This is a genomic window from Pseudaminobacter sp. Soil_N_29 (assembly GCF_057656055.1).
The window spans coordinates 263,368-287,232 of sequence record NZ_JBDGLC010000007.1 but is presented as its reverse complement, the minus strand read 5'-3'; the positions used below and the strand labels follow the sequence as shown (position 1 = coordinate 287,232).

Here is a 23,865-nt window from a genome sequence, read left to right as displayed (position 1 = left end):
TCCGTCCGCCTCGCTCTCAGTGCAGATTGGGTTGGGCGCCCTGGCCCTTTTCGTCGATCATCGCGCCGCGTTCGAAGCGGTCGAGGCGGAACAGCCTCGCTTCCTCATGCGGCGTGTCGGTCGCCAGCAGGTGCGCGAAGACCAGGCCGGAGGCCGGCGTTGCCTTGAAACCGCCATAGCACCAGCCGGCATTCAGATAGAGCCCGTCCACCGGCGTCTTGTCGATGATCGGGGTGCCGTCCATCGACATGTCCATGATGCCGCCCCACTGGCGCAGAAGGCGAATGCGGCCGATCATCGGCATCAGCGCCATGCCGCCTTCGCAGACGTCTTCCATGACCGGCATGTTTCCGCGCTGGGCATATGAGTTGTAGCCGTCGAGATCGCCGCCGAACACCAGGCCGCCCTTGTCGGACTGGCTGACATAGAAGTGCCCGGCACCGAAGGTGACGACGCCCGGGATGAGCGGCTTGATCGCCTCCGACACGAAGGCCTGCAACACGTGGCTCTCGATGGGCAGCCTGAGGCCGGCCATGGCAGCAACCCGCGAGGTGCTGCCGGCAACCGCCATGCCCACCTTGCCGGCGCCGATGCGGCCTCGGGAGGTCTCGACGCCGGTCACCTTGCCATTCTGGTCGCGGACGAAACCGGTGACCTCGCAATTCTGGATGATGTCCACGCCGAGCTGGTCGGCGGCGCGCGCATAGCCCCACACCACGGCGTCGTGACGGGCCGTGCCGGCGCGGCGCTGCAAGAGTCCGCCCTGGATGGGGAAGCGGGCATTGTCGAAATTCAGGAACGGCATCATCTGCTGGATCTGCGCCCGATCGAGCAGTTCCGCATCGATGCCGTTGATGCGCATGGTGTTTCCGCGGCGCGCGAAGGCGTCGCGCTGCGCATCGGAATGATACAAATTCACGATGCCGCGCTGGCTGACCATCGCGTTGTAGTTGAGATCCTGCTCCATGCGCTCCCAGAGCTTCATCGAAAGCTCATAGAAGCCGGTATTGCCGGGAAGCCCGTAGTTGGAGCGGATGATCGTGGTGTTGCGGCCGGCATTGCCCGAACCGATCCAGCCCTTTTCCAGCACCGCGACGTTGCGGATGCCGTATCGATGGGCCAGGTGGTAGGCGGTGGCGAGCCCGTGGCCGCCGCCGCCGATGATGATGACGTCGTAGTGCGGCTTGGGAGCCGCATCACGCCAAGCGCGCCCCCAGCTCTTGTGGCCGGAAAGCGCCGCCTTCGCGACCGAAAAAATTGAGTATTTCATCTCTTTGTCTTCCGCGAGGCGGCCTGCAGTTTTCCGTTCCGGAGCGAGTGGCTCGTCAGCAGTCCAGCGTGTTGTCGAGTTCCCACTGCGTCAGATGCGACGTGTAGGAATTCCATTCCCTCATCTTCATCTTGACGAAGCCGTCGACCATCTCCACGCCCAGGGCTTCCTTGAACTCGGTGTCCTCGTCCAGAAGACGGAGCGCATCGAGCAGGTTCAGAGGAAGACGGGGGGCGTTCTTCACGGTGTGCCCGTCAGTGTACATGTTGATGTCGCTGCGCGGACCCGGATCCATCTTTTCCCGCAGGCCACGAAGGCCGGCGGCCAGGATGACGGCCTGCATCAGATAGGGGTTGGCGGCGCCGTCGGGCAGACGCAGCTCGAAGCGGCCAGGCCCCGGCACGCGCACCATGTGCGTGCGGTTGTTGCCGGTCCAGGTAACCGCGTTGGGTGCCCAGGTCGAACCCGAGACAGTGCGCGGCGCGTTGATGCGCTTGTAGGAGTTCACCGTCGGGCAGATGATCGCGGTCATGGACGGCGCATAACGCATGATGCCGCCCAGGAAGTGCATGCCGCTCTCGGAAAGCCCATCCGGCGAGCTGTCGTCGGCAAAGATGTTCTTCTTGCCGTCGAGGTCCCAGGCAGAGATGTGCGCGTGGCAGCCATTGCCCGTCAGCGTCGGGAAAGGCTTGGGCATGAACGTTGCGCGCACGCCATGCTTTTCCGCGATCGTCTTCATCATGAACTTGAAGAACGAATACCTGTCGGCCGTCACCATGACGTCGTCAAAGGCCCAGTTCATTTCGAACTGGCCGTTGGCGTCCTCGTGGTCGTTCTGGTACGGCTCCCAGCCAAGCCCCAGCATGGCGTCGCTGACCTCGGCGATGATGTCGTAGCGCCGCATCAAGGCCTGCTGGTCGTAGCAGGGCTTGGCCGAGTTGTCGTGCTCGTCCGCGACCCGCTTGCCATCCATCGAGGTTAGCGAAAATTCCGGCTCAACGCCGGTCTTGACGCGGATACCGACGGAAGCTGCTTCCTCGACGAGCCGCTTGAGCGTGTTGCGCGGCGCCTGGTCTACGCTTCTGCCGTCCATCACGCAGTTGGAGGCAACCCAGGCAACCTCCGGGTTCCACGGCAGCTGGATGACCGATGCCGGATCCGGCACCGCCAGCATGTCGGAATGGGCCGGCGTCATGTCCATTCCGCCGGCAAATCCCGCAAACCCGGCACCGTCCTTCTGCATGCCGCTGATAGCGCGGGTCGGCACCAGCTTCGCACGCTGGTAACCGAGAAGGTCGGTGTAGGTGACCATGAAGTATCTGATGCTCCTCGCCTTAGCGAATTCGGCGAGGTCGGTTGTTTTCGTATGGTCTATTTTTGTATCGAAAGCCGTTCCCATTTATTTTCTCCTCCCGGCAATTCTTGTTCAGAAAGTGTTTTTCCCCGGCACCCAATTCGTTCCAGCAAGGGGGACGCCCGCCATGGCCGACGCCTCGATCGTCAGCGCGCACAGATCTTCGGGCTCCAGGTTATGCACGTGGTTCTTGCCGCAGGCACGCGCGATGGTCTGCGCCTCCAGCGTCATCACTTTCAGATAGTTGGCGAGCCTGCGGCCTGCCGCGACAGGGTCGACACGCTTCATCAGCTCCGGGTCCTGGGTGGTGATGCCAGCCGGATCCTTGCCCTCATGCCAGTCATCATAGGCGCCGGCCGTCGAGCCGAGCTTACGATACTCTTCCTCCCACCGCGGGTCGTTGTCGCCCAGCGCGATGAGTGCCGCCGTTCCGATCGACACCGCGTCGGCACCGAGGGCCAATGCCTTGGCCACGTCGGCGCCATTGCGAATGCCGCCGGACACGATCAGCTGAACCTTGCGATGCATGCCAAGATCGCGCAGCGCCTGGACCGCCGGCCTGATGCAGGCGAGGATCGGCTGGCCGACATGCTCGATGAAGACTTCCTGCGTGGCGGCGGTGCCGCCCTGCATGCCGTCGAGGACAACCACGTCCGCGCCCGCCTTCACCGCAAGGGCAGTGTCGTAGTAGGGACGCGCGCCACCGACCTTCACATAGATCGGCTTCTCCCAGTCGGTGATCTCGCGGATTTCGAGGATCTTGATCTCGAGATCGTCCGGGCCGGTCCAGTCGGGATGACGGCAAGCCGAACGCTGGTCGATGCCCTTGGGCAGCGTGCGCATCTCGGCAACGCGATCGGAGATCTTCTGGCCGAGCAGCATGCCGCCGCCGCCGGGCTTGGCGCCCTGGCCAACCACCACCTCGATGGCATCAGCGCGGCGCAGGTCACGCGGGTTCATGCCGTAGCGGGAGGGCAGAACCTGGTAGACCAGCTTCTCGGAATGGCCGCGCTCTTCCTCGGTCATGCCGCCGTCGCCCGTCGTGGTCGACGTGCCGGAGAGCGTTGCACCACGGCCCAGCGCTTCCTTGGCCGGGCCCGACAGGGAGCCGAAGCTCATGCCGGCGACGGTGATCGGGATCTTGAGCTCGATCGGCTTCTTGGCAAAGCGCGTGCCGAGCACGACCGAGGTGTCGCAGCGCTCACGATAGCCTTCGAGCGCATAACGCGAGATCGAGGCGCCGAGGAACAGAAGGTCGTCAAAATGAGGAACCTTGCGCTTGGCGCCCGAACCGCGAATGTCGTAGATGCCAGTGGCCGCCGCACGGCGGATTTCCGACATCGTGTAGTCATCGAACGTAGCCGACTTGCGCGGTGTGGTCGGAGGATTGTGGTAGGTCATATCTATCTTACCTCAGTACGCATCGGCGTTGTCGATGTTGAAATTGTAGAGCGTGCGCGCCGAACCGTAGCGCTTGAACTCTTCCGGCTTCACATCCGTTATGCCTGCACGCTCCAGGAGATCCTTGAGGATGGCGATGTGCTCGGGGCGCATTTCCTTCTCGATGCAATCGGCGCCCAGGCTTTTCACCGAGCCGCGCACGAAAAGGCGCGCTTCGTAGATGGAGTCGCCCAGCGCATCGCCGGCATTGCCGAGAACCACGAGGTTGCCGGACTGCGCCATGAAGGCCGACATATGGCCGACGTCGCCGCGCACCACGATGTTGATGCCCTTCATGGAGATGCCGCAGCGCGAAGAAGCATTGCCTTCGATGACGAGCAGACCGCCACGGCCGGTCGCGCCGGCATACTGGCTGGCATTACCCTTCACGACGATGCTGCCCGACATCATGTTTTCGCCGACGCCGGGGCCAGCCGAGCCGTGCACCGTGATGGTGCTGTGCTGGTTCATGCCGCCGCAATAGTAGCCGACGCTGCCCCGCACATCGACGCTGATCGGCGCATCAACGCCGACCGCCACCGCATGGCTTCCCTTGGGGTTCAGAACTTCCCAGGCAGTCTCGTTGGAGCCGGTGTCTATGTTGTGCAGCGCCTGATTAAGCTCGCGCAGGGAGACTTCGTCGAGGTCGACGACCCTGGTCGCGAAGCTCGAGTCGCGCGGCGCCGTTGCAAGGTTGGATGTAGGCATCGTCTCAGTGCTCCCAGAAATAGACGGTGGACGGCTCGGGCTCCCATACCTTGGCCTGCTCGATGCCCGGCAGCATGGCGAGCGCGCGGTATTCGGAACCGAACGCAACGTACTGATCCGTCTCGGCAAGCACGGCCGGCTTGCAGGCGATCGGATCGCGCACCACGCCGAAACCGTTCTTGGTACCGACGACGAAGGTGAAGAAGCCGTCGAGGTCGTTCAGGCTTGCCTCCAGCGCCTCGCCGAGAGCCATGCCCCCCGCGATCTTGTGCGACAGATAGGCGGCCGCCACTTCGGTGTCGTTCTCGGTCTCGAAGGTCATGCCTTCATGGCGCAGTTCGCGGCGCACATTGTTATGGTTCGAGAGCGAGCCATTGTGGACCAGGCACTGGTCGGGGCCCGTCGAGAACGGGTGCGCACCCATCGTCGTCACGGCCGATTCAGTGGCCATGCGGGTGTGGCCGATGCCATGCGACCCGCTCATCTTGGAAAGCTCGAAGCGCTTGGCGACGTCTTCCGGCAGACCGACTTCCTTGTAGATCTCGATCGACTCGCCCATGCCCATGACGCGCGCGTCGGGGCGCAGCTCGGCGACGGCACCGCGGACGGCGGCCAGCTTGTCGCCCGGCACTTCGATCACCGCATGCGTCGACTTCACCGTCATCATCACCGGCGCGCCGATCTTCTTGGCAATTTCCTGATCGAGGCCAGTAAAATCACGCTCCGGCCAGGGCGACTGGATCGTGACCTTGCCATGATCCTTTTCCGACGATCCGTAGATCGCAATTCCCGCGCTGTCTGGGCCGCGATCGGTGAGCATGACAAGCATCTCCGAAAGCATCGCACCCAGTTGCGGCTCTAGCGACTTGTCCTTGAGAAACAGTCCGACAATGCCACACATCGGCTTCCACCTCCTTGAAAATTTTCTGCCTCAATGGCTAGCAGCTTTAAAATTCCAATTCAACCACCATGAATTATTTTTTCATCTCAGAAAACTAATTCACAGTGCGGAACCGCCGCGCCGCAGCTGACGCTGCCCCTCTCCTCCTCCGAGCCGGACATGCAAACATTCCCTGATTGATCCCGTTTCGGCAATCGCCAATTTGCCTATAAATAATATTTTTTGCACCGGAGTGTTGGTCCAGAGACCCCCCTGCCAAAACCTGCACGAGCGGGCTTGTCCGCATGCATGCTGAAAGAAGGCCAATGACCGGCGTGTCCAGCCAAGAGATGCATGGCCAGACCGGTCGGATGCTTCGATCCGCCGACGACAATGTGCAAAGGAAAAGGGCCTGCTGCCGAGTTCAAGGCAGCAGGCCCCCAAAATGGACGCTTACAGTGCTCGCCCCGGCGCCGGGCGGCGCGGCTTCATCAACATCGCCCGCTCATTAGCGGGACGCTGACAAGGCCAGAGCCGTAACTCAGTCGCTGCCGCTGCCTTGCGGGTAGGAAATGATCGACAGGTAGCGTATCGGCCGCTTGGTCAACTGTTCTGGCCCATGCGGCGCATCGGCATCGAAGAACAGGCTGTCGCCCGGCAACATGGTGTAGAGGTGGCTTCCGTGGCGGTACACGACTTCGCCTTCCAGCATGTAGAGGAACTCCATGCCGTCGTGCTGGAAGGTCGGAAACACGTCCGAATCCTCGCTCAGCGTAATGAGATAGGGCTCGACCACCACGCCGCTGGTGTTTGAGCCGACATGGCCCAGCAGCGTGTACTGGTGGCCGGCGCGCGTGCCGCGCCGCTCCACGTCGACACCCTCGCCCGCCTTGACGAAGACCGCGTTGCGCTCTTCCTCGAACCGGCGCAGGAAAGCCGTCAGCGGCACGCCGAGCGCGCGCGACAGCGATTGCAGCGTCGTCAGCGACGGCGACGTGTTCCCGTTCTCGATCTTCGACAGCATGCCCAACGAAATGTTGGTGGCGGCCGCCAGGTCTGCGACGGTAATGCCGAGCTTCTTGCGGAAGGCGCGAACCTCGCGCCCGATTGCCACTTCCAGCACGTTCTCGCGCGTGTCGCGCACGGCATGCGGATTCTGCTTCAAGACACGGGCTGCGGCCGGATCCTTGGCCGGACCCCTGCTATCAGGTTGCACCTTGCTTGCATTTGATTTGCGCGGCTCAGCCGCTTGTGTCGATGTCTTCGTCAACTCGCTCACCCCGCCGGCCATTTCACTGATGGTAAATATTTTTTTATTTTGGGTACGCGTTTACAAGGCGGATATCAACCCTTATCGGACCGAAAAGGTCCAGTTTCCGGGGAATTCACCCGGAAATGAACGCTGCCGAGGTCATGCGAGGTGAACTCAGGCGCTGTATCTGCGGGGGAACGTCGAGATCGCGAGCGAAGCCGCACGCACACCCCGCTCGAGAGCAGCCTGCAATCCATCGCCGCTGCTCAGGCCGTCCAGGAAGGCCGCATTGAATGTATCGCCGGCACCCACGGTGTCGATGACAGTGACCGGCGGGGCCTTTGCCGCCACGGTTACGCCGTCGCGCACGGCCGAAGCTCCTTCCGGGCCGTTCTTGATGACCAGCGTCTGGCCGGCAGCAAACCGCGCCGAAAGCGTGGCGATGGCTGCGTCGAGGTCCTCGCTCTCGCCCAGGCCCTTCACTTCCTCGGCGTTGAGAAGAGCATAGTCGACCAGGGCCAGCCATTCGAACGAGCGCTTCTTGTTGGCTTCAGTCCAGCCCTCCGGCGGCCAGCCCGGATCGATCGCCGTCTGCCAGCCCTGCTGCCTGAGAAGCCGCAGCAACTCGCTCGTCCCCTCCATCAGCGATGGCATGAGGAAGCCGCCGGAAATGCAGGCGAAGCTCGCTGCCGTCGGTGCTGGCGGAATATGGGGGAGCAAGTCTTCGAGCCGGGCATGGTGCAAATGGCCCGGCGCGGTGAAAAACACGCGATCGCCGCCCTTGTGGACGATGCCGACGCTGATGGTCGTGTCGGAATCGTCGATGACCCAGGTCGAGCAGGCCTCGTCAAAGCCGCCGGCAAGCCAGCTACCCATCGCGTCGTTGCCGACGCTGGCGAGCAGGCGATGGGCAATGCCCATGCCGCTCAGCGCCAGCGCGGTATTTCCAGCCGAACCGCCCGGCCGCATCTCGCTGCGTGGCACCACGATCTCGGTGCCGACTGCAGGCCAACCGTCGATCTCGCCCATGACGAGGTCAACATTGACATTTCCGAGAATAAGGAGCGGCGGTACGGACATGACTTCTTAGCTGATATGGCGTGCGACGACCGGCACGTAGTCTTCGAGTTCCGGTGCGGGGAAGTGCACCGTCTCGCCTATTTCGGCCGAGCGGTAAAGCCCCATCAGGATTTCCACAACGGCAAGCCCGTCGTCGAAAGTCTCAAGCGGCGTCTCGCCCTTGCGGAAGCACTCGGTCATGTGGCGGTTCTCGTCGGTGTAGCCGTAGACGCCCGCCTCGTCCTCCAGAACCGGCATCAGCCCCTGCTCGGCATTCTGCTTTTCGACGAGGTCCTCGCCCTCGGAGCCGGTAACCGCGCGCGACATGAAGATCTTCAGGCCGGTGTTGAGCGAGTTGAACTCCATCGCATATTCCGGCCCGAGCAGTTCGAGCTGGATGCGCAGGCCGGCCCCCACATAGGCCCACGAGGTCGTCGCCTCGATCATCAGCTCGTTGCCCTGCTCGTCTTCGAGCGACACGGTAGCGCGGGCAAAATCCTCGGACGGATGATTGCGGTAATCGACGCCGCTGCCATAGCGCTGCTTGAGCTGGTCGGCATAATGCGGTCGCGTCCATTTCAGATTGGCGACGGTGCCGTTGACCGATTTCACAGTCAGCGACTTGCGCGGCGCCCCCGGCTCGGTCAGCAGGTGGCGCGCCACTTCGACCGAGTGGCACATCATGTCGGACAGCACGCCGCCGCCCTGCTTGTCGCCCTGCCAGAACCAGGCTTCGTGCGGGCCGGAATGCTCTTCCGCCGCGCGCGCCAGATAAGGCCTTCCGGTGGTGGAAGCAGCGCGGCGCCAGACGATCTCCTTGCCGCGCAGCACCGGCGTGCAGAAGACCTGGTTTTCGAGATAGCCGTGGTTGAGCTTGGCATCGGTGGCCAGCCGCAGCATCTCGCGCGCCTCGGCCACGGTGCGGGCCAGCGGCTTCTCGCAGGCGACGGCAAAGACCTTGCTGCGGCCGGCGGTTACCTCGGCGTGCAGCGTGCGCATCACGTCGAGGCGCGTGTAGTTGGGCGAAAGTATCCAGACGGCGTCGACGCTCTCGTCGCGCAGCATGCTTTCCAGGCTGTCATGGCTCTTGCAGGAACCGAGGCCAAGTTCCGAGACCAGCTCGCAGAAGCGGGCGCGATTCTCGGCCTTGCGGCTATAGACGCCGACCACGTCGATGTTGCGCACGCCGACCATGGACTTCAGGTGGAACTGGGCGATGAACCCGGTGCCCACGAAGCCTACGCGCAGCCTGTCTTTCGGCAGATTGGTCATGGATGCCTTCCTTTCAATTGTCGGGTGTCTTGGCCGGGCCGGTCGACCCGCGGATCTTCAGCGTCGTCGGCATCTCGACGAGCGCTTCGACGCTGTCGTCGCCGTTCATAACCCTGAGCAGTTGCTTCATTGCCTGCTTGCCGATGTCGGCGCGCGGCTGGCTGACCGTGGTAAGCGGAGGGTAGAAGCATTCGCTGAGGAAAAGATCGTCAAACCCGACGACGGAGACATCCCCCGGCACCTCGAGCCCCAGCCGCCTGAGCTCGTTGATGGCGCCGAATGCCATCTCGTCATTGCCGACGAACAACGCCGTCGGCTTGTCGGGCCGCGAAAACAGCTGCCGGCAAAGCGTGGCGCCCGAGGCGATAGTGTAGTCACCGACCGGCTCGTAGCCTTCCGGCACGACAAGCCCGACCTCGGCCATGGCCTTGCGATAGCCTTCGCGGCGCAGCACGCTCATCACCTCGGGGATGGGTCCACAGATATGAGCGATCCTCTTGTGGCCGAGCGAGAGCAGGTGCCGCACAGCCTGGTGGGCTGCCGCCACGTTGTCGATTTGCACATGCGGCAGCGCGCAACCCTCGATGATTTCCAGCGCCACCACGATGGGCAGCCGCCCCGCATCGCGGGCGTGGCTCGACGGCAGTTTGCCGTTCATCAGGATCATGCCGTCGGCATGGCCGTCGCGCAGCATGTCGAAATATTCGAGCTCACGGTCGGGATGATTTTCCGTGTTGCCCATCAGCACGGAGTAACCCGCCTCGCGCGCGGTCGCCTCCACGCCCTTGAAGATTTCAAGATAGAACGGGTTGCTCACGTCGCGCACGACCAGCAGCACCGCCATGGATTTTTGGGTGCGCAGGTTGCGGGCACGGACATTGGGCCGATAATCCAGCGACTGCGCCGCCTCGCGGATGCGGCTCAGAGTCGGCTCGGCCACGAGACCGGAATCCGACAGCGCACGCGACACCGTTGCCGGGGAGACGCCGGCGCGCTGCGCAATGTCCTTGATCTTCGCCCGGCTGTTCACATCAGCCTCGCATGGCCCGGCCGCGGCCGTAGAACAGCATCAGCACCAGCAGCGTCGCGCCAAACACCATCTGCCGGCCGGATTCGTCGATGTGGATGGTGGTGAGGATGCTTTGCAGGATGACCAGCAGCACCGCGCCGGCCATGGTGCCAGTGTAGCCGCCCTTGCCGCCGGCAAGCGGCGTGCCGCCCAGCACCACGGCAATGATGGAAGGCAGCATGTATTGCTCGCCGACATTGGAGAAGGACGAGCCGGAATAGCCGAGCAGGCAGACGCCTGCGAGCGCGGCGAAAGCGCCCGAAAGCACGAACAGGCCGACGCGTATGGTCTTCACCGGCACACCGGCCATGAAGGCCGCCTGCTCGTTGGAGCCGACGGCATAGATGCGATAGCCGAACACGGTGCGCTTCAACAGGAATGCCATGAAGAGGCCGATGGCGATCCACAGCCAGATGATGCCGGGCAGGCCGAAGAGGAAAGGCTGCGTGACGAATTGCGACAGGCCAGGTGCGGCGCGACCTGACGGAATGCCGTTGCGGATGACGACCAGCAGCCCTTGCAGCACGCCCAGCATGCCGAGCGTCATCACCAGCGGCGGAATGCGCAGCAACGTCACGCCAAGCCCGTTGAACAGGCCGAAAAGCGCGCCGACGCCGACCGCGACCAGGATCGCCGGCAGGATGCCAGCGTCGGCCCCGTTCATCACATTGCCAGCGAGGATGGCAGCGAGCGAGACGATGCCGCCGACCGACAGGTCGATGCCTTCGCGCCCGCCGAGGATGACGAGGTTCTGGCCGGCCGCGACGATACCCATGACCGACGCGACGATCAGCAGGCGCAGGATCTGCTCGGCCGAGGCAAAACCCGGCGACAGTGCCTCGCCCAGCGCCAGCAGCGCCACGATAAGGATCAGCGCTACCACCAGCGGCCGCTTCAGGAATTCCATTGTTTTGGAAGGGGTGACGGTGGTGGAAACTGCGGCTTCGGTGCTCATGCGCGTGCCCCCCGGCTGACCAGGATGCCGGCCATCAGCGCGATCAGGATGGCGAGACCCTGCACGAGGTTCTGCCATTCGGACGGCGTGCCGACGAAGAAGACCAGCGAGTTGATGAGGCCGATGATCAGTGCTCCGATCAGCGAGCCGGTCACCGTTCCCGCCCCGCCCGAAAGCGCCGAGCCGCCAAGCACGACAGCGGCCACGCTGTAGAGGGTCATCTTGCCGCCGACCAGCGGATCGCCGCTTGCGGTGTCGCCGGTGATGCAGAGGGCTGCGAGGGCTGAGAACAATCCGCACAGCACGTAGCCCTTGATGCGGATCAGCGTCACTGGGAGGCCGCTCTGGAACGCCGCCATGGCGTCGTCGCCGACCGCCAGCATCTGCGTGGTCAGCCGCATGCGCGCAAGAACGCCGAGCACGATGGCGACAGCCGCCACCACGTAGAACACGAACGGAATGCCGAAATAGGTGCCGCCATAGGTCAGCCAATAGACCTCCGGCGCCGGCGTGCCCGCCACCGGCAGCACATAGAGCGCCAGCCCGGTGAAGAAGATGCTGGTGGCAAAGGTGGCGACGATCGCCTGCAGCCGCAGCCCCGCAATCATGATGCCGTTGACGATGCCGCAGGCGAGCCCGGTCAGGACGCCGAACAGGCAGGCGGCGATAACCGTCAGTCCGCCCCCTCCCCACTTCTCCATCAGCACGATGATGACGACGTTGACCAGCGAGACGATGCTGCCGACCGAAAGGTCGATGTCGCCGGCAAAGACGACATAGGTCTGCGCCACCGCGAGCAGCATCAGCGCCAGATAGGTGCTGATCAGTCCGGTGATGGAGCCGAAGCTGAGGCTCCGCGGCTCAAACAGCCCGTTGAGCAGGACCAGCGCGACGAGGATTGCCAGCGCCGGAACGAAGGGGAAGCGCTGCAGCACGTTCTTGAGCGGGCTGCCCTTCACCGCGGGAGAAATGAGAGACTGTTGCATCAGGCGGCCTCGTAGGCGGCGTGATAGAGATTGTAGCGCGTACGCTCCGCGCCGGTGAGTTCGCGCGTCACGGAACCGCTGTTGAAGACGAGGATACGGTCGGCATTGTTGAGCAGTTCGGCGTCCTCGGACGAATAAAGCACAATGCCCATGCCCTCTTCGGCCAGCCCGCGGATCAGCGCGAAGAGATCGGTCTTGGCCGCGAGGTCGATGCCCTTGGTCGGGTCGTCGAGCAGCAGCACATCCGGCCTGTCGATCAGCCAGCGCGCGATGACGACCTTTTGCTGGTTGCCGCCGGAGAGCGAGTTGATCGGCTGTTCGAGCCCGTGGAATTTTGTCTTGAGCGCCTGCAGCGGCTGCAACGCTCGCTCGCGCAGCGAACCCGGCCGCGCCAGCGCTAGCCGGTTGCGCAGGAAATGGATCGGGGTGACGTTCTCCAGGATCGGCCGGCCTTGGAGGATGCCGTCGCGGCTGCGGTCGCCCGAGACATAGGCGCAGCCATGGGCGATGGCTTCGCGCGGCGACCTCATCGCCTGTTGCTTTCCGTTGAGCGTGATTGTGCCGGCATGATGCGCCATAGCGCCGAAGATCGAGCGCATGACCGCCGACTGGCCCTGACCGTGCAACCCACCGAATCCTAGGATTTCGCCTTTCGCGACCTCGAAGCTGACATTGCGGAAGCCGGGCCCGCTCAATCCCGCGACCGAAAGCACGGACGAGCGCTGCGTTGCATGCGCCGGCGGCGCCACCGCTGGCGCGGCGAGATCGTCGCGCTCGCCCACCATCTGGCGGATGACCGAGGCTTGGTCGGTCTCGGAGATCTTCGACGTAGCGACCGTCTCACCGTCGCGGATCACCGTCACGCGGTCGCCAATGGCGAAAATCTCGTCCATGCGGTGCGAGATGAAGACGATGGCCCGGCCCTCCGCCTTCAGCCTGCGCAATATCTCGAAAAAGCGGTCCACCTGCGCCCGGTCCAGCGCCGAGGTCGGCTCGTCGAAGATGAGGATGGATGCTTCGGTCGCCAGCGCCTTCATGATCTCGACCAGCTGCCGCTGGTCCGCGCGCAGGGTTTGCACCGGCGCATCGGCCGCAAAGCCATCGCCGGCAACATCGGCGAAATCGGCGATGATATGTGCTGCCTTCTCTTCCAAAGCGGCACGATCGACGAACACGCCGCCCCGCACCGGCAGCGCCGGCAGGCAGATATTCTCGGCCACGGTGCGCCGGGCTGCGAGCGAAAGCTCCTGGTAGAAAATGCCGATGCCCAGCGCGCGGGCAGCCTGCGGCCCGGCAATGGCGACCGGCTTGCCGTCCAGCAGCACCTCGCCGGCATCCGGCTTCACGCTGCCGGCAACGATCTTGCACAGCGTGCTCTTGCCCGACCCGTTCGAGCCGATCAGCACATGGACTTCGCCCGGCAAAAGATGAAGATCGCCACGGCGCAGGGCGAGCGTCGCGCCATATGCCTTGCGCGCGCCACGTATCAGCAGCTCGGACATGTCGTCGGCTCCCATAGAGCGAGGTCAGCCGATGCAGCAGGACCTCGTCTCCGTGAATTGGCCATAGCGATCTGGATACGCCGGGCCGTCCTATCTTTCGCAGGCATTTGCGGCTTGCGGTGGCAAGAGCGCATTCCGGGTCTGCGGAACGCGCCCTTGCAGAAAGGTTTTACTTGAACAGGCTCTCGGCGTCTTCGATGGAAAGCTGGCTGGTGTAGGAGTAGTAACCCGGCTTGCCGTCGACAGCCTTGACCGCCTCATCGAGGTTCTTGTTGTCGATGAAGGGGATCGGCAGATACATGGCATTGCCGTACTGGCCAGCCGTTGCCGGCTCCTTCAGCTCCTTGCCCTGCAGCATCAGCACGGCGACGTTGAGGGCGCTGGCCATCACGCCGGGCGGGTTCACCGAAGCGCCGGAGTTCAGGCTGTCAGCCTTCCAGATGTCGATGAAGTCCTTGCGGATCTCGCCGGTGGCGGCGATCGACGACTGCTTGCCGGCGTCGATGATCGACTTCCAGGCGCCGGCAGCCATGCCGTCCTGCACCCAGACGCCACTGATGTCGGGATAGGTGGCAAGCAGGTTCTGCATCGCCTGCTGGCCCTGCGCCTGATCCCAGTTGGCGTTCACTTCGTTGACCAGCTTGATGTCAGGATAGTTGGCGAACACTTCCTTGTAGCCCGCCACGCGCATCTCGTTGGCCGGGTGGCCAGCCACGCCGTTGATGGCAACCACATTGCCCTTGCCGCCGAGCGTCTCGGCCAGCCACTTGGCGCCGGCCGCGCCCCAGGCCTTCTGGTCGATGCCGACATAGGTCGCGTCCTTCGACGACACCTCGGCGTCGGTGGAGATGACCAGAATGCCCTGCTGCTTGGCCTGCTTGAAGATCGGGTCGAAAGCCGTCGGGCTGTTCGGGTTGATGATGATGGCATTGACGCCCTGGCTCATGAAGTTGCGCACATGGGCGATCTGGCCGGGCACGTCGACATTGGCGCTCTGCACCACCACCTCGACATTGACGCCCTTCGCCTTCCAGGCCTCGGCAGCGGCCTTGGCCTCGTCGATCATCTGGGTGCGCCATTCGCTGCCGACCCAGCCATTGCTCAGGCCGATCTTGAAATCTTCCGCATGCGTGGAAAACACCGACACAGCCATGGCGGCAACGGTGGTCAAGGCGAGCGTAGTTAGCTTTTTCATGAGTTCCTCCCGGACTACTGATCCAAGGCGATATTATCTCGAATGAAATCGATTTCAATAGCCAATCATAAGCGAAAAAGGGCGCTTTGAGGGAGACGGCAGTGGCGCATCGTGGCAAGGGACCGAGCCGCCGCCCCTCCTCCCGCGGACACCTTCATCCACAGCCGCGATCGCGCCTGAGGCCGCCAAAATGCTGGCGCGGCGCGCCCCCGGTCACGAAAGTTAACACCAGGTTAATTTTCGGTTTGATGTTTGATTCCCGTGGGTTACAGTTGGTTCGAATCAGCTGATCCGCGAGATTCAGCGAGCCAATCGACCACCCCACCGCCGCCATTCTGCAGCGGAAAGGATGGGCGGAACGGGGCGCAACTCAAAGCGGTCGGCCGATTGCAAAGCACCCTTTCGGTGCGTGTTTTCGTATCAAGTGAAAGCGTTCTCAAGCTCGGTCGCGGCACAGCCAAGTCCGGGCATTTGGATTGATTCTGGCAAATTTCGAGCCGCCTTTTTGTAATGACAAGTATCGCCGCCAACCTTTCCGACATCGAGATCCCCGGCAACAGACCGGCGTCTCGCGGCGATCTGACTGCCTTTCTCATGGAAACCACGGAGGCGGTTGGCGCGGACAATTACATGCTGCTCGCCATCCAGCATGACCAGGACAAGAGCGACGCACAGATCATAGCGTCAAACTGGATCTACGATGCCGTTCAGCTCACCGGACAGAAGGTCATCGCCTGCCTGGCCCAGAGCGCGCTGATCACCGCCCCTGGCGGCAGGCCGCGCAGCATCGTCACCGCGGCCGCGCCGGATCTCGAAGGACTGAGCGGAGAAAAGGCCAGGCTGCTCGACGTGCTCGGCCACGGCGAAATCTACTCCCTCAAGCTGAATGTCGGGCGCCGGTGCCTGTTTGTTCTCTTTTCAGCAGCCTGCGTCGGCCGCATCGATCCGGATGCGCTGATGACGGCGCAGTTCCACTGCTGCTACGCCCTGTCCCGGATGCCGCAACTGCTGGCCTCCGTAGCCACGCAGGACCCGCTGTCCGAACGCGAGCGCGAGTGCCTGTTCTGGGTATCGGAAGGCAAGACTACCGATGAGGTGGCGGTGATCCTTGGCGTGTCGTCCAACACGGTCAACAGCTACATCACCCAGGCGATCCGGAAGTTTTCCGCAAGCAACCGCGCCATGGCGGTGGCAACGGCGATCAGGAGCGGCATCATTTGACACAGGCAGCAGTGGCAAGCTTCTCCACCTCCAGGGCCGCAGAGCGGCAGCGGCCGTTCGGCTCATCCACGTCCGGCCTCGAACAGGTGCCGGCCGTCACCATACCGGATGCCGTGCGGCGGTGCCGCTGGATTGCAGCCGACCTCAACGCCAGCGCCTTCGGGCTGTTTTTTGTGAGCCCCTCGGTAGAGCGGGCCCGGCTGACGCCTTGCTTCGACTCCGACCATCCCTGCAACTCTCCGATGGCGAAGTTCATCTCGGACATGAGCAGCGAGGAACTGACCCGGCACAGTCGCATGTCCACCACCCCCTGCTGGTGGAGCAGCGGCGGCAAGTCAGCCGCAGCAAGGCGCTTCGAGAAGCTCGACTGGACGACACGAATCGCGCCGCTCCTGCCTGAAGCCGACGGCATCGCGTTTCCGGCCTTTGCCGAGCGCAATCAATGCGGTTTCGTCATGTTCTTCGGCAACGACATGGCGCTTGAATCCGGCCAGCTGCCGGAGATCCATGCCCGCTGCTTCACGGTGTTCACCGCCGTGGCGCGCATCCGCGCGGACGATTGCGATGCGACCCCTTCGGTCTCCAAGCGCGAACTGGAATGCCTGAAGCTCACCGCCAATGGCTTGACCAGCGAAGAGATTGCCACGCGGCTGAAGTTGTCCGTGCACACGGCCAACCAATATCTCACCAACACCACCCAGAAGCTCAATGCCGTCAACCGCATGCACGCGGTGGCAAAGGCGCTCCGGCTGGGCCTGATCGAATAGAAGGAAGATGCCGAAGCCTGGTCAACCGCTCGCGAGCGGAGCCGTGCGGCGGATTCTCGCTCGCTCGACGGTATCTGCCAGAAACGCGGTATTCAGTTCCGGGTCCTCATGCGGCTCGTCGAACGAGACATAGTTCACCTCGACGATTGCGTTCAGCGCCGTCAGGGACAGGGTGAAGTAGACAGTTGCTCCGATTGGCCGCAGCTCGAGATCGAGCACGATCCGCGGCGTTTCAGTCCACCCTACATGGGCCTCGCCGCCATGGCCGAGCTTCAGCGACCCAGGCACGAAATAGAGTTCGGCCGCAGAATCGACAAGGTCGGACACGCAGCCAAACTGCTCCAGCCGGATGAAGGCGATGTAATCGGCAACATCGACAAGGCGTAGCTCGCTCACCACTTCCTTGATGGCGTTGGCAACGATTATCTCGCGTCTTGATGCGTGCTGCTGTTTGATCATGAGATGACTTTACGCTGCGCCTGGTTGCTATAGACGATGCGCACGAGTTCTGCGACCGCCTGATAGAATTTAGTCGGGATAACACTATCGACCGAAACTTGCTTGTACATGGAGCGGGCGAGCGCAACATCTTCAAAGACTGGAATATTGTTCGCCTCGGCGATCTCGCGAATCTTGAGCGCCACGAGATCCTGCCCCTTGGCGAGCACGAGCGGCGCCGTATCCTCGTCCCTGACGTATTTCAACGCTATGGAGAAGTGCGTCGGGTTGGCGATGACGAGGGTAGCGCGCGGCACCGCCTGCATCATGCGCTGGCGCGCCCTGTCGCGGCCGAGCGAACGCAGGCGCGACTTCACGATCGGATCCCCTTCCGACTGCTTCATCTCGTCCTTGACCTCCTGGCGCGTCATCCTCAGTTCCTGGCGCCAATGGAACCGCGACCAGACAAGATCGGCAGTTGCGATCAGCGCCATCACGAAGACGATCGACACGACCACATCGATGGCAAGTTCGCGGATGGTCAGCACGAATGCGGTAGGATGGGTGAACATGCCCGCCAGGAGCCGCCGATAGTCCCCGCTCAAAACAAAGACCAGAACCAGTGACACCAGCCCCAATTTGCCCAGCGACTTCAGGAACTCGACGAAGCCCTGGATGCCGAACAGACGCTTCCAGCCCTTGCTGAGTGAAATGCGTGAGGCTTGAGGCCGTACGCGTTCCGCCACGAACTGCGGCATGTTCTGCAGCACAGACGCGCCGATGCCTGCAGTCACCAGCAACAGCATCAGCACGCCGAGCAATTTGGCGATCTCGAAGAACACGACGCGAAACAGGTCGGTGACATCGCGCGCCGTCGCCAGCGGCCAGGCCTCGGGCTTCTCCATGAATATGGAAAGAAATGCACCTAGCTGGCCGATGCTGCCCTGGGCAAAGAATACGGCAAAAACCAGAATGGCCAGAAAGGAGGCGAAGATCGAAGTTTCCTTCGAGACGGGCAGCTTGCCCTTCTCGATCGTGTCGCGAATCTTCTTCTCTGTCGCCTCTTCTGTTTTACTGTCCTTGTCGGCATCCTCCGACATGATGACTTCCGATCAGCCGGCGTCAGGCGGCGTTCTGGGCAGACGGAAGCTCCAGAACCCCTTCCAGCGACATGCGGATGGCGGTGGAGGCCACGGTTCTGCGCGCGGCTACCACGTCGGCCATCGAAACTCCATCGAACTCCTGGCCCAGCTCGGATTCGACCATACGCCGCGACCGCACGCTGATGGAGGACAACACCGCTTCGACCATGTCGGGCGCTGCCCCGCGCAGGCACATTGTAACGAGTTCCGTCGACAGACCGTCGAACAGCGCCACCCGTGCCTTCTGGCTGAGAAGCACCACGTCGTCGAAGGAGAACAGCCGTGCACGGATGCCGTCGAGATCGGCCGTGCCCTGCGCCTCCAGGTCGGCCATGACCTCCTCGGCCTGTTCTTTGTCCATCTCGTTGAGCAGGCTGGCAACGCGGCTCTGGCCGGCCGAGATATCCCTGGTTGCCCTGTCGGAAAGAACGCGGCTGCGCAGCTGGTTCTCCGCGATACGCGTGGCGGCCTCCGGCACTGTGCCAAGTGCCATCATGCGCCGGATGATGTCGCCGCGCACCGGCTTTTCGATCGTCAGGAGCACCTTGGCAGCCGCCGTCGGCGCAAGCTTCGACAGGATGACCGCCGATATCTGCGGGTGTTCGGTGGTCATGAACGCGCCGATGCGGCCCGGATCGACCTTCTCGAGTTCAGGCCACACGGGCACCAGCCCATCGGGGCCCTTCCGGCCGCGGCCCATGATCGCGTTCACCTCTTCGGGCGTCAGCGATTCATTCAGGATGGCGTTCATGTCCTCGGCCGAGTCGAGCAGGCCGGCGCCCTCCGCAAATTCAGCCTCGAACTCTTCGACGATCTGTTCCAGATCGGCTTGCGGGATGGTGCGCAGCAGCCGGGCAGCCTCGATCAGCGCTTTCAGCTCTTCCTGCTTGAAGAACTTGAGAAGACGGCTCGCGGATGGCTTGCCCATGGCCACCAGAATGGCCGCGGCTTTCTGTGCACGAGTCAGGTTGGCTAACGGCGTCGTCATGCCGCAAACCTTTTGGAGCGAGCTATGAAGGCGCAGTCAAACATCAGGCAGGCTTCGCCGCAGTGATGATTTCGGTGAGCTTGATGCCGAACCGCGACGGATCGTTCTCGAGGACGGTGATCTCTCCATGTGCGATCTTGCGGCCGTTGACCACCACATCGACCGGCTCGCCGATACGCCGGTCGAGCGCAACGGTAGAGCCCTTCTGCAAGGACATCAGCTCGGAGACCTGCATTTCCGCGCTGCCCAGAACGATCTGGACATCAACCGGAATGTTCATGATCACGCTGGCATTGGGCGACTGACGCTCCGGGCGGGCCTTTTCCGGCTCCCGCGCCTCCTCGTCATGCAGAGCTCCACGCAGTTCCTCGATAGCCCGGTTCAGCTGTTCTTCCGGGATGTCTGTTTCCGGGGCCGGGTTGGTCTGCATCATCAGCCGTCTCCAATTCAGGGCATACGCGAAACGACGTTCGTCATTCCGGCAACAAGGTGTCCATCAAGTCCTGGCCGGCATCGAACGGATGCCTGATTCGCACCGTGTAATGTTGCCCCAGTTTACCGAATTCACACATAAACAACGTGCTGTTACGCGCAGAAAGACGCGCTTCCGATTGCGCCGCCTCACCAAGCTCTATGATCTGGCCGGCTTGCAGACACGCAATTTCTTCCAGTGTCATGCGCGCAAGCGGCAAGGTGGCCTGCAAATTCACGGTCGAGCGCATCACCTCTTCGCTGAAGCGCTCCTGCCAATCCGCCTCCGGCTGAGGGCCCGCCGCCTGCTTGCCAGCTTCGCCGCGATGCTTGAGCAGAACGCGTTGCGGCATGGTGAGGCGGATGTTTCCACTCCTGGACGCAGCCGACACCGAGAACACCACCTGCACCGCGGGGCCGTCGCGCAGGATGTGCCTTTTCAGTTCGGCGCCCGTAATCGCGGCAGGCAAGGGCAGCCTGAATTCGAACGCGCGAGGACCGGTTCCGTTAAACGACTTGGCAACGACGTCGAACACCATCGAAGCCGTTTCGGTCTCCGCCGGGGAAAGGTCCCGGCTCTGTTGCGGCACGGATTCTTCCAGATCGCCGCCGAACAAGGCGTCCACGAACAATGCGACTGCCGAGGGATCCATGGTCAGGATCAGGGCGTCCGGCGACGATGCCGAGGATGCCACCGTCATGGCGTGGCGACTGTCTGCCGGCCGGGCCTGCACAAAGCGCACCAGCTCCACCGCGTCGACTTCGATGTCGACCGGCGTCGCCAGGGTCTCATCCAGTTTCTGGATGACTGACGGAAGGGACCTCTCCGCCAGTGCCCTGGCGGCTGCGATAACGCGGTCGGGCTCACCGGTGTCACCAACCAGTCGCTCAACGATGAAGGCGCGTGTTTCCGCGGGACTTGCCGGACTTACCATGTCTTGTCCTTGCACCGGTCAGTCACGATCAGGCAGCTTTCTTGCTGTCAGCGACGGCAGCGTTCATCGTGCTCTCCTCCACGGCATCGATAGACGGTCGGTCGTACGAAGAGATGGTCTTGCGCCCGAACTCGATCGCGACCTGCGGCAGCGATCCGTTCATGTAGGCGAGCAGCGCCTGCTTCACGATGATGTAGAGGCGATTGTTCTTTTCGCGGACGATCTTGATCTTCGTGGCAATCGGACCGACCACGGCATAGGACAGGAAGATGCCGAGGAAGGTACCCACCAGAGCCGCTCCGATAAGCGCCCCCAGGATCTCGGGCGACTGGTCGAGCGCGCCCATGGCCTTCACCACGCCCAGCACCGCAGCAACAATGCCGAGCGCCGGCAGACCGTCAGCCATGGCCGAAAGTGCATGATAGGGCTTCAGCTTGTCTGCGCGGATCGTGTGGATTTCTTCATCCATCAGCGCCTCAATCTCGTGCGGCCGGGCATTGCCGATGATGATGAGGCGACAATAGTCGCAAATGAAATGCGTAAGGTCCTGCTTCTTGAGCACGGTCGGGAAAGCCTGGAAAATGGCGGATTCGTCGGGGCTGTCGATGTGGGCTTCGACCTCGCTGCGCGACTTGGTGCGCAGTTCCCGCATCAGGCTGTGCAATACGCCGAGCGTCTCGAGATAGTCGCGTTCCTTCGGAACCGCCTGCTTGAATGCCTCTATGCAGGCCTTGCCGGTATCCTTCACCGTCGACATCGGGTTGGCAACCAGAAACGTGCCAAAGGCAGCGCCGCCGATGATGACGAACTCCCACGGCTGCATGAGCACGTTCACATGGCCGCCCATGGCCATGAAGCCACCTAGCACGCAGCCCATGGTAACAACGATACCGATAAGTATGCCCACTGTAAGCCCTTCCGAAACTCGTCTTCGGCAAGGAACTACCGCGCTTGCCTTGTGTGAGGCTTGAAACTGCTCCTTTTCCGTCCGGGGCATGAAACCTCCCGGCAGGTCGGTCGAATGCCCGCGATCGGATTCAGTTTCGCGCAAGGAAGCCCTGCTAGCGTCGCTCGTTATCATCCGGGCGGAGATTGCGACGTGCTCAATACCTATACAAACTACCAGATGATCGCTTCGAACCTGAAGACCTCGCTCGCCCGGGTCGAGAAGCAGCCTTTGGTCGACAGAGACACCAAGTACTATCTGGAAAACATTACCAAAGTGAAATCCATCGACGAGTTCGTGAAAAACGACCGTCTCTTCAAATACGCCATGAAGGCATTCGGCCTCGAGCAGATGAACTATGCCAAGGCGTTCATGGTCAAGGCGCTCAAGGAAGGCGTGTCCGATCCGAACAGCTTCGCCAACAAGCTCAACGACAAGCGCTATGCCGAATTCGTCGCAGCGTTCAATTTCGCCGAGCATGGCGAGCAGGCCACGGTCTACAACAAGGCGCAGCACTTCACCGCTGCGAACTTTGCGACCCAGGCCAAGATCGGAGGCATCGACCCCAACTCCGAGGCAGTCAAGAGCGAAACCGCCTACTACCTTGCCAACATCGTCAAGGTGAAGTCGATCGACGAGTTCCTGGCCAATGACAGGCTTTACAGCTATGCCATGACCGCCTTCGGCATGAATTCCGAGACGGACACCAAGGCCATGATCCGCGAGATGCTTGAAGGCGGCGTGCGCGATCCGAACAGCAAGGCCAACAAGGCGAGCGAGCCTCGCTATGCGGCCTTCGTTTCGGCCTTCAATTTCGAGGCCCATGGAGAAGCGGCAACGACCTATAACGCGGCGCAGCGCCCGGCAGTCGACAAGTTTCTTCGACAGACGCTTGAGGAAGATGCGGGCGCGCAAAACGAAGGCGTGCGGCTTGCTCTCTACTTCCAGCGGAAGGCGCCAACCATCAAGTCGTGGTACCAGGTGCTGGGCGACCCCGCGCTCGCCAAGGTGATACGCACGGTTCTTTCCCTGCCCCCCAGCTCCGCCCAGACCGACATCGACAAGCAGGTGCAATACTTCGAAAAGCGCCTGAAGATTTCGGATCTGTCCGACCCGAAGGCGCTCGAAAAGCTCATGACCCGCTTCACCACGATGTGGGAGATCGAAAATCCCTCATCGCCTGCACAGAGTTCGCTCAGTGTGCTGTTCAGTCAACCGCCCGAGTATGGCGTCTCCACCAATCTCATGCTCGCCATCCAGAAAATGAAACGCTGAGGACAACCACGTGCAGGACGGTCTTTATGTTGCCCTTTCCTCGCAGATCGCGTTGGAACGTCGTCTGAACACGATCGCCGATAACGTCGCGAATGCTTCCACGGTGGGCTTTCGCGCCACCGGTGTGAAATTCGAAGACGTGGTTTCGGGCCTTGGGCAAAAGTCGGTTGCCTTCGTGTCCTCCGGAGACACCTATCTTTCGACGGCTTCCGGCGGCCTTCGCCAGACCGGCAATCCGCTCGACTTTGCCATCAAGGGGGATGCCTGGTTCGGTATCGACACCCCGGCCGGCATCGTCATGACCCGGGACGGTCGTTTCACCATGCAGGAAGACGGGCAGCTCGTTACGGTCGAGGGCTACTCTGTGCTGGACGCAGGCGGCGCGCCGATACAGCTCGACCCGCGCAACGGCACGCCGGAAGCAGGCGCGGACGGCATGTTGCGCCAGGCTGGCCAGCCAGTTGGCGCCATTGGCCTTTTCACCTTCGATCCCGGCGTGAATTTCACCCGCTTCGCCAATTCCGGCATCATACCCAATGGCGCGCCGCAGCCCGTGGTCGACCGCATCGACGTGAGCGTCGTCCAGGGTTACGTGGAGGAATCCAACGTCAATCCCATCCTGGAAATGACGAGGTTGATCAGCGTGCAGCGCGCGTTCGAAAACACTGCGGCTCTCATGCGGAGTTCGGAACAGACCTTCTCCGAGGCGGTCAAGACGCTCGGATCGAAGTAAGCGCAGA

General features: G+C 62.5%; 23 protein-coding genes. 4 read left to right on the top strand and 19 right to left on the bottom strand.

Features of this window, described 5'->3' with window-relative positions; translation table 11 throughout:
- Positions 1-16: 16 nt before the first annotated feature.
- The 13 genes from AC3A4H_RS17590 to AC3A4H_RS17530 form a co-directional block, all read right to left on the bottom strand.
- A complete protein-coding gene (locus AC3A4H_RS17590) occupies positions 17-1,270 on the bottom strand; it encodes a sarcosine oxidase subunit beta family protein (protein ID WP_487767845.1) in 1,254 nt (417 codons plus the stop codon).
- Between the two features lie 55 nt (positions 1,271-1,325).
- Positions 1,326-2,669 carry a type III glutamate--ammonia ligase gene (gene glnT / locus AC3A4H_RS17585; protein ID WP_487767844.1) on the bottom strand — a complete coding sequence of 448 codons (1,344 nt, stop codon included), beginning with the start codon at positions 2,667-2,669 and terminating at the stop codon, positions 1,326-1,328.
- A gap of 27 nt (positions 2,670-2,696) precedes the next feature.
- Entirely contained in the window at positions 2,697-4,025 is a 1,329-nt protein-coding gene (locus AC3A4H_RS17580) for an FMN-binding glutamate synthase family protein (RefSeq protein WP_348780977.1), read from the bottom strand.
- A 12-nt stretch (positions 4,026-4,037) separates the two neighbouring features.
- The gene (locus AC3A4H_RS17575) at positions 4,038-4,772 is read right to left on the bottom strand and encodes a GltB/FmdC/FwdC-like GXGXG domain-containing protein (protein ID WP_487767843.1); all 735 of its coding nucleotides are present in this window, start codon (positions 4,770-4,772) and stop codon (positions 4,038-4,040) included.
- 4 nt (positions 4,773-4,776) lie between these two features.
- The gene (locus AC3A4H_RS17570; RefSeq protein ID WP_487767842.1) at positions 4,777-5,673 is read right to left on the bottom strand and encodes a class II glutamine amidotransferase; all 897 of its coding nucleotides are present in this window, start codon (positions 5,671-5,673) and stop codon (positions 4,777-4,779) included.
- 520 nt (positions 5,674-6,193) lie between these two features.
- On the bottom strand, positions 6,194-6,943 hold the full coding sequence (locus AC3A4H_RS17565) for a helix-turn-helix domain-containing protein (protein ID WP_487767841.1): 750 nt from the start codon (positions 6,941-6,943) through the stop codon (positions 6,194-6,196).
- Between the two features lie 135 nt (positions 6,944-7,078).
- The gene (locus AC3A4H_RS17560) at positions 7,079-7,984 is read right to left on the bottom strand and encodes a carbohydrate kinase family protein (RefSeq protein ID WP_487767840.1); all 906 of its coding nucleotides are present in this window, start codon (positions 7,982-7,984) and stop codon (positions 7,079-7,081) included.
- 6 nt (positions 7,985-7,990) lie between these two features.
- Positions 7,991-9,235: a Gfo/Idh/MocA family protein gene (locus AC3A4H_RS17555; RefSeq protein WP_487767839.1), complete on the bottom strand. Its 1,245-nt coding sequence runs from the start codon at positions 9,233-9,235 to the stop codon at positions 7,991-7,993.
- A 13-nt stretch (positions 9,236-9,248) separates the two neighbouring features.
- A complete protein-coding gene (locus AC3A4H_RS17550) occupies positions 9,249-10,265 on the bottom strand; it encodes a LacI family DNA-binding transcriptional regulator (RefSeq protein WP_487767838.1) in 1,017 nt (338 codons plus the stop codon).
- A gap of 1 nt (position 10,266) precedes the next feature.
- Complete coding sequence (locus AC3A4H_RS17545; protein WP_487767837.1) at positions 10,267-11,259, bottom strand: ABC transporter permease; 993 nt, start codon at positions 11,257-11,259, stop codon at positions 10,267-10,269.
- Positions 11,256-12,245: an ABC transporter permease gene (locus AC3A4H_RS17540; RefSeq protein WP_487767836.1), complete on the bottom strand. Its 990-nt coding sequence runs from the start codon at positions 12,243-12,245 to the stop codon at positions 11,256-11,258. The genes AC3A4H_RS17545 and AC3A4H_RS17540 overlap by 4 nt, the downstream gene beginning before the upstream one ends.
- Positions 12,245-13,747, bottom strand: a complete 1,503-nt coding sequence (locus AC3A4H_RS17535) for a sugar ABC transporter ATP-binding protein (protein WP_487767835.1) — start codon at positions 13,745-13,747, stop codon at positions 12,245-12,247. Before AC3A4H_RS17535 ends, AC3A4H_RS17540 begins: the two co-directional genes overlap by 1 nt.
- Before the next feature lie 169 nt (positions 13,748-13,916).
- The gene (locus AC3A4H_RS17530; RefSeq protein WP_487767834.1) at positions 13,917-14,942 is read right to left on the bottom strand and encodes a substrate-binding domain-containing protein; all 1,026 of its coding nucleotides are present in this window, start codon (positions 14,940-14,942) and stop codon (positions 13,917-13,919) included.
- Positions 14,943-15,452: 510 nt separating this feature from the next.
- Between AC3A4H_RS17530 and AC3A4H_RS17525 the strand changes: the two genes are divergently transcribed.
- Together AC3A4H_RS17525 and AC3A4H_RS17520 are read left to right on the top strand one after the other, a co-directional pair.
- Positions 15,453-16,163 carry a helix-turn-helix transcriptional regulator gene (locus tag AC3A4H_RS17525; RefSeq protein WP_487767833.1) on the top strand — a complete coding sequence of 237 codons (711 nt, stop codon included), beginning with the start codon at positions 15,453-15,455 and terminating at the stop codon, positions 16,161-16,163.
- Positions 16,160-16,930: a LuxR C-terminal-related transcriptional regulator gene (locus AC3A4H_RS17520; RefSeq protein WP_487767832.1), complete on the top strand. Its 771-nt coding sequence runs from the start codon at positions 16,160-16,162 to the stop codon at positions 16,928-16,930. The genes AC3A4H_RS17525 and AC3A4H_RS17520 overlap by 4 nt, the downstream gene beginning before the upstream one ends.
- 21 nt (positions 16,931-16,951) lie before the next feature.
- On the opposite strand, the gene AC3A4H_RS17515 is transcribed toward AC3A4H_RS17520, so the two are convergent.
- The 6 genes from AC3A4H_RS17515 to motA are packed head-to-tail and all read right to left on the bottom strand — an operon-like array spanning position 16,952 to position 21,811.
- The gene (locus AC3A4H_RS17515) at positions 16,952-17,389 is read right to left on the bottom strand and encodes a hypothetical protein (RefSeq protein WP_487767831.1); all 438 of its coding nucleotides are present in this window, start codon (positions 17,387-17,389) and stop codon (positions 16,952-16,954) included.
- Positions 17,386-18,468, bottom strand: a complete 1,083-nt coding sequence (gene flhB / locus AC3A4H_RS17510) for a flagellar biosynthesis protein FlhB (protein ID WP_487767830.1) — start codon at positions 18,466-18,468, stop codon at positions 17,386-17,388. The genes AC3A4H_RS17515 and flhB overlap by 4 nt, the downstream gene beginning before the upstream one ends.
- Positions 18,469-18,490: 22 nt before the next feature.
- Entirely contained in the window at positions 18,491-19,498 is a 1,008-nt protein-coding gene (locus AC3A4H_RS17505; protein WP_487767829.1) for a FliG C-terminal domain-containing protein, read from the bottom strand.
- Between the two features lie 43 nt (positions 19,499-19,541).
- Positions 19,542-19,931 (bottom strand): flagellar motor switch protein FliN, encoded by a 390-nt coding sequence (fliN, locus tag AC3A4H_RS17500; protein ID WP_348780962.1) that lies wholly within the window; start codon positions 19,929-19,931, stop codon positions 19,542-19,544.
- 40 nt (positions 19,932-19,971) lie between these two features.
- Positions 19,972-20,904 (bottom strand): FliM/FliN family flagellar motor switch protein, encoded by a 933-nt coding sequence (locus AC3A4H_RS17495; protein ID WP_487767828.1) that lies wholly within the window; start codon positions 20,902-20,904, stop codon positions 19,972-19,974.
- Between the two features lie 28 nt (positions 20,905-20,932).
- Positions 20,933-21,811: a flagellar motor stator protein MotA gene (gene motA / locus AC3A4H_RS17490; protein ID WP_348780960.1), complete on the bottom strand. Its 879-nt coding sequence runs from the start codon at positions 21,809-21,811 to the stop codon at positions 20,933-20,935.
- Positions 21,812-22,003: 192 nt separating this feature from the next.
- On the opposite strand from motA, the gene AC3A4H_RS17485 reads away from it, so the two are divergent.
- Both AC3A4H_RS17485 and flgF read left to right on the top strand, forming a co-directional pair.
- A complete protein-coding gene (locus tag AC3A4H_RS17485) occupies positions 22,004-23,125 on the top strand; it encodes a DUF1217 domain-containing protein (protein WP_487767827.1) in 1,122 nt (373 codons plus the stop codon).
- 10 nt (positions 23,126-23,135) lie between these two features.
- On the top strand, positions 23,136-23,858 hold the full coding sequence (gene flgF / locus AC3A4H_RS17480) for a flagellar basal-body rod protein FlgF (RefSeq protein WP_487767826.1): 723 nt from the start codon (positions 23,136-23,138) through the stop codon (positions 23,856-23,858).
- Positions 23,859-23,865 lie beyond the last annotated feature (7 nt).

What these genes read in the sequence shown, in the direction of transcription:
- AC3A4H_RS17590 (WP_487767845.1), bottom strand. Translation starts at nt 1,270, where the DNA reads ATGAAATACTCAATTTTTTCGGTCGCGAAGGCGGCGCTTTCCGGCCAC.
- glnT (WP_487767844.1), bottom strand. Translation starts at nt 2,669, where the DNA reads ATGGGAACGGCTTTCGATACAAAAATAGACCATACGAAAACAACCGAC.
- AC3A4H_RS17580 (WP_348780977.1), bottom strand. Translation starts at nt 4,025, where the DNA reads ATGACCTACCACAATCCTCCGACCACACCGCGCAAGTCGGCTACGTTC.
- AC3A4H_RS17575 (WP_487767843.1), bottom strand. Translation starts at nt 4,772, where the DNA reads ATGCCTACATCCAACCTTGCAACGGCGCCGCGCGACTCGAGCTTCGCG.
- AC3A4H_RS17570 (WP_487767842.1), bottom strand. Translation starts at nt 5,673, where the DNA reads ATGTGTGGCATTGTCGGACTGTTTCTCAAGGACAAGTCGCTAGAGCCG.
- AC3A4H_RS17565 (WP_487767841.1), bottom strand. Translation starts at nt 6,943, where the DNA reads ATGGCCGGCGGGGTGAGCGAGTTGACGAAGACATCGACACAAGCGGCT.
- AC3A4H_RS17560 (WP_487767840.1), bottom strand. Translation starts at nt 7,984, where the DNA reads ATGTCCGTACCGCCGCTCCTTATTCTCGGAAATGTCAATGTTGACCTC.
- AC3A4H_RS17555 (WP_487767839.1), bottom strand. Translation starts at nt 9,235, where the DNA reads ATGACCAATCTGCCGAAAGACAGGCTGCGCGTAGGCTTCGTGGGCACC.
- AC3A4H_RS17545 (WP_487767837.1), bottom strand. Translation starts at nt 11,259, where the DNA reads ATGAGCACCGAAGCCGCAGTTTCCACCACCGTCACCCCTTCCAAAACA.
- AC3A4H_RS17540 (WP_487767836.1), bottom strand. Translation starts at nt 12,245, where the DNA reads ATGCAACAGTCTCTCATTTCTCCCGCGGTGAAGGGCAGCCCGCTCAAG.
- AC3A4H_RS17535 (WP_487767835.1), bottom strand. Translation starts at nt 13,747, where the DNA reads ATGTCCGAGCTGCTGATACGTGGCGCGCGCAAGGCATATGGCGCGACG.
- AC3A4H_RS17530 (WP_487767834.1), bottom strand. Translation starts at nt 14,942, where the DNA reads ATGAAAAAGCTAACTACGCTCGCCTTGACCACCGTTGCCGCCATGGCT.
- AC3A4H_RS17525 (WP_487767833.1), top strand. Translation starts at nt 15,453, where the DNA reads ATGACAAGTATCGCCGCCAACCTTTCCGACATCGAGATCCCCGGCAAC.
- AC3A4H_RS17515 (WP_487767831.1), bottom strand. Translation starts at nt 17,389, where the DNA reads ATGATCAAACAGCAGCACGCATCAAGACGCGAGATAATCGTTGCCAAC.
- flhB (WP_487767830.1), bottom strand. Translation starts at nt 18,468, where the DNA reads ATGTCGGAGGATGCCGACAAGGACAGTAAAACAGAAGAGGCGACAGAG.
- AC3A4H_RS17505 (WP_487767829.1), bottom strand. Translation starts at nt 19,498, where the DNA reads ATGACGACGCCGTTAGCCAACCTGACTCGTGCACAGAAAGCCGCGGCC.
- fliN (WP_348780962.1), bottom strand. Translation starts at nt 19,931, where the DNA reads ATGATGCAGACCAACCCGGCCCCGGAAACAGACATCCCGGAAGAACAG.
- AC3A4H_RS17495 (WP_487767828.1), bottom strand. Translation starts at nt 20,904, where the DNA reads ATGGTAAGTCCGGCAAGTCCCGCGGAAACACGCGCCTTCATCGTTGAG.